This window comes from Tamlana crocina, from assembly GCF_012037625.1.
On sequence record NZ_JAAVJS010000571.1, the window covers coordinates 1 to 343 of the forward strand.

Sequence of the window (343 nt, forward strand, 5' to 3'; positions counted from 1 at the left end):
TTCAAGAGCCTTGTATACACACCAGATGTGCATACTGTGGAAATTGATCTAAAAGACGGAGGAAAGTTAAACGCTGTTCTTCAGGACATCCAGTTCCACCCTGTAACCGATGCTATTATGCACATTGATTTCTATCAGATCTTTGAAGACAAAGAGATCTCGATGGAAATTCCTGTACATACAAAAGGAGTTGCCCGTGGAGTAAAAAATGGTGGGGTGTTGAGATTCAACCTTCGCCGCATGAGAGTGAAAGGACTTCCCGGAAATCTTCCCGATTTTATCGAAGCCGATATTACTCCACTTAAGATTGGTAATAAACTTTATGTTACTGCTCTTAAAAGCG

At 41.1% G+C, this 343-nt stretch carries 1 protein-coding gene; it reads left to right on the top strand.

The window, feature by feature from the left end:
* On the top strand, positions 1 to 343 hold a 343-nt coding region (locus tag HC176_RS18085), incomplete at both ends, for a 50S ribosomal protein L25 (protein ID WP_167920388.1).